Source organism: Arthrobacter sp. 05L45_2, assembly GCF_056397525.1.
Genome location: NZ_JBFTNO010000282.1, coordinates 1 through 4,140 on the forward strand (window position 1 = coordinate 1; position 4,140 = coordinate 4,140).

2 protein-coding genes and 1 pseudogene are annotated in these 4,140 nt (G+C 68.0%); all 3 read right to left on the bottom strand.

What is annotated here, in order from left to right; translation table 11 throughout:
• The coding region (locus AC1DHD_RS15425; protein WP_476880554.1) for a helix-turn-helix transcriptional regulator at window positions 1-2,520 on the bottom strand (2,520 nt) is incomplete at its 3' end.
• A 140-nt stretch (window positions 2,521-2,660) separates the two neighbouring features.
• Window positions 2,661-3,239 (bottom strand): annotated as a pseudogene (pth, locus tag AC1DHD_RS15430) (aminoacyl-tRNA hydrolase); the annotation flags it as partial.
• Window positions 3,240-3,336: 97 nt separating this feature from the next.
• Window positions 3,337-3,960: a 50S ribosomal protein L25/general stress protein Ctc gene (locus AC1DHD_RS15435; RefSeq protein WP_476880555.1), complete on the bottom strand. Its 624-nt coding sequence runs from the start codon at window positions 3,958-3,960 to the stop codon at window positions 3,337-3,339.
• Between the last annotated feature and the right edge of the window lie 180 nt (window positions 3,961-4,140).

Below are 4,140 nucleotides of genomic sequence, written 5' to 3' on the forward strand. Positions count from 1 at the left end.
GGCCGCGATTTGCCGTTCCCGGTCGGTCAGCAGCGGGCCCTGGGTCCGGGGAACGATTGGAAGCGTCGGAACGGACTCGGACAGGGATTCCAGCATTTTGTGTGCTGCGGTGGCGCTGGTTGCGAGCCCGGCAGCCTTCGCAAAGTCGAAGGCGAGCGCGGCGCACCGGGCCTGGACGGCGTCGAGCTCCATGGTGGCGGAGAGTTCGGCGGCCGCCAGCATGGTGGCGGCGTCCTTCTTGCGGCTCCCGACGGCCACCAGCCTGGACAGTTCGGCGAGCGGTCCCTGCCGGAAGCCGGCGATGTCCTCCATGAAGTGGAAGTCCTTCGCGGTGCCGTTGACGGTGGCCCCCAGCATGCAGATCCCGGCCAGGGTGTACCGGCCGCGGCGGTAGTGCCCTTCGGCGGCGTGCACCAGCCGGTCCTTCGCGTTCGGGTCGCCCAGCCAGCGCGAGGCCATGTCCATGCAGAACTCGGTGGAGCTGCTGACCACAAAGCGGGCYGGGCCGTCGGCGGACCGGGCCCGGTCCAGGTAGACGGTGGCCTGCATGGAGTTGCCCGTCTGGGCGTAGGCGAACGCGGTCGCCGCGTAGGCCTGCCGGAGCGCGTGCAGGCTGGTGCGGACCTCAAGCTGGGCGATGGCGGCCAGCAGCGGGTCCAGGGCCAGGTAGCCCCGGCCCGCGTACACGTAGGCCAGCCCGACGGCGAGGTCGGTCGCGGCGCTCCCGGAGTGGAGGCCGTGGCCGGCCCGGCCGCTGGCATCCTTGAGCATGTCGATGCTCTGGCGCCACTGGCCGGAGAGGAGCAGGACGTTGAAGGCGCGCCAGGCGAAGTTCTCCCGGATCCGGGGAACGTTGGACCATTCACCGAGCCGGCCGCCGATCTCGCGCATCAGCTGCCGGGACTCGACCTCCTTGCCGGTCATGCAGAGGGCTTCCATCAGGATGATCGAGGCCCGCAGCCGGTGGACCGGGTCGAGGGCGTCGGCGTCGGAGGACGCGGCGGCCGCGCTGAGCCGCTCCATCATGGGTTCGTAGTCGCCAACGAAGGAGAGGTAGTTGAACTCGCACAGGTCCAGGCTTAGTCCGGCGCGGGCCAGGGAGTCGGCCGGGGCGGATTCCTGCCCGAAATCCTGGAGCCGGAGCCTTGCCTGCCGGATCAGTTCGGGGACCTTCCCGCAGCGGTCCTCCAGCCAGGCCATGCAATCGGCTTTGGCCGTGATCAGGTCGGCGAACGGTTCCGGTTCCAGCCGGTTGATCTGTTCCTCGGAGATGTCATCAAGGGAGGACATGGCCTGCAGCGGAAGGCCCAGCTGAAGGTAGGCGGCGGCTTTCTGCTGCTGCCCGGCGGACCATTCCTTATCGCTGGGACTGATGTCGCCGGCGCATTTGAKGGCGAACTTGGGGTCGAAAAGCAGGACGGCGGCCTGCGCTGCCGCCAGGGCGTGGGAGGGGGCAAGCTCGGCATGGCAGTCGTGGGTCCACGCGGCGTAGGCCAGGAGGTCCTCCACCGTGAGCTCCGCGAGCTCATGGGCCTGGTGCCCGGGCACCTTGTCCCGCAGTTCCAGCCGGCGTTCCACGGTGAGCCAGTTCCGGACGATGTCCCCCAGGTAGCGGTCCCCCAGCGTCACGTGGTGCTGGTCGGTGCGGTCGACGACGATCTGGCCGGCCTCTTCCATGTCCGCGATCAACCCGGGGCCGTACATCCGGGCCAGCCTGGTCAGGGACATGCTGCGGGCACAGGACAGGACCTCGATCACTTCCCGGGCCTCGGGCGATTCCCGGGCATAGCGCGCCCTGACGATGTCCTCCAGCGCTGTCCTCCCGTCGAGGACAACTTCGTCCACCAGGGTCCATACCTCGCCGGCGAGCACCAGGTTGCCGCGTTCGATTTGTTCGGACACCACAGCCTGCAGCAGGGTGGGGCTGCCGCCGACCAGCTGATGCATCTGGCTCGCCAGGGCGGTGGAAACCCGGTGGCCCAGCGCGGCCTGCAGCACTTCCTGGGTCTCGATCTCCGTCATGGTGGACAGCCGGACCTCCGCCAGCTGCCCGGAGGTGATGAGCCAGTAGAAGTCCGGCGGCAGGTCCGTGGTGCGCTGCGCGGTGGCCACGAGCCGTGCCGTCCCGGTCTGCAGCAGGTTCAGCAGCACACCGGTGCTTTGTTCGTCCAGGGACCCGGCGTTGTCCAGCAGGATCACGCACTTGCGTCCCCCGGCGTCGTTGCGGATCAGCGAGGTCATGCCGTGCAGGATGGCGGTGGGCGAGCCGAGGGCACTCTGCGGCAGCCGCGCGAGCGTAAAGGCGAGGCAGCCGTAAGGCGTCGCCGGGCCGGAGGTCCGCAGCTGCAGGGTGAAGACGTCGGGGCCAAAACCGGCCAGTGCACTGCGGCCGACGAGGGACTTTCCGACGCCCCGGTCGCCGGTGATGACAACGCCCATGCTTCCGGGCGCGGCGAGGTCGTGCCGGACACGGTCGGCGTCAGCGCCGCGTGCCAGCCCGGACCACGCGTGCCTGCTCACCGGCCTCCCAGCCTGATGAACGTCGGCACGTGGCAGTGCAGTGGAAACATTTCCCCAGCCCAGTGAATCCCTCGACATCCAGTTTCCTTCGTACCGCTCTGCGGGCGGCCCCAATACCGTCCGCCTAGAAGTAGCCTAACCCTGGCGGGGTGAAACTTTTGCTGGGCCGGCTGCAGGCCCTCCCGGACCAGCGCCTCCACGGCGTCGGCGGCGGAGTCGATCAGGAAGGGCAGTTCCTTTTTCTCCGGCCCGGAGAAGTCACGAAGCACAAAATCGGCGGTGTCCATCCGGCCGGGCGGACGGCCGACCCCGACGCGTACCCGCAGGTAGTCCTTGGTGGCCAGCGCCTTGGAGATGTCGCGCAGGCCGTTGTGGCCGCCTTCGCCGCCGCCGATCTTGAGCTTGATGGTGTTGAACGGGATGTCGATCTCGTCGTGGACGGCAATGACGTTGGCCGGTCCGATGTCGTAGAACTTCGAAAGCGCGGAGACGGGGCCGCCGGAGACGTTCATGTAGCTCATCGGCTTCGCCAGCACCACCCGGGGACCGCCGATGCCCAGCCTGCCCTCGAGGACCTGGGCCCGGGACTTGTGGGACTTGAAGCCGCCGCCCACCCGGTGTGCGAGTTCGTCGAGCACCATCTGCCCGACGTTATGCCGGTTGTGGGCATACTCGGACCCCGGATTGCCGAGGCCTACGATCAGCCAGGTATCAGTCATTGGATCCATCCTTCGTGGGGGCGTCGGGCCAGGGGCGGGGCAGAGACGACGGTGGCCGGGCCCCACTGGGACCCGGCCACCTGAGAATACGCCGGAATTACTCGGCAGCAGCCTCGGAGTTCTCTTCGCCTTCGGCGGCTTCGGCGGGCGGAGCCTCTTCGCCGGTCTCTTCTTCCTCGACGATTTCGACGGCCTCGGAGACGTTGACCACCAGGGCGTCAGCGTCTGCCAGCAGGACGGTGCCCTTCGGCAGCACGACGTCGGAGGCGTGGATGTGCTCGCCGGCGGCGCGGCCTTCGACGCTGACCTCGACGGCGGTCGGCAGGTGGGTTGCCTCGGCCTCAAGGGAGATGGTGGTCATCTCGAGGTTGTGGACGTTGCCCGGGGCGACCTCGCCGGTGACGTGCACGGGGACGTCGACGGTGACCTTTTCGCCCTTACGGACGGTCAGCAGGTCGATGTGCTCGATGATCTGCTTGATCGGGTTGCGCTGGATGTCCTTGACCAGGGCCAGGCGCTCTTCGCCGTTGATGTCCAGGGACAGCAGGGCGTTGGCGGTGCGGACAGCCAGGGTGGTTGCCTTGGCCGGCAGGGTGATGTGGATCGGCTCGGCGCCGTGGCCGTAGATGACGGCCGGGATCAGGTTGGCCATGCGGGCGCGGCGGGCGAAGCCCTTGCCGAATTCGGTGCGTACTTCTGCTGCGAGCTTCTGCTCAGACATGGAAATCTCCTGTGGGATGAACGGTGTTCAGCAAGGGCGGAGGTCTGTCAGCGACCTTCAACGCGGGGCGGACGGGCCGCCCATCAGAAGGGAGATTCAGACCCAGTCGATAACGGAGACCGGAATTCCGGTGCTCTCCCTCGCCAAGGTATCGAAAAAGAGTTTAGCAGTGCCGGGCCC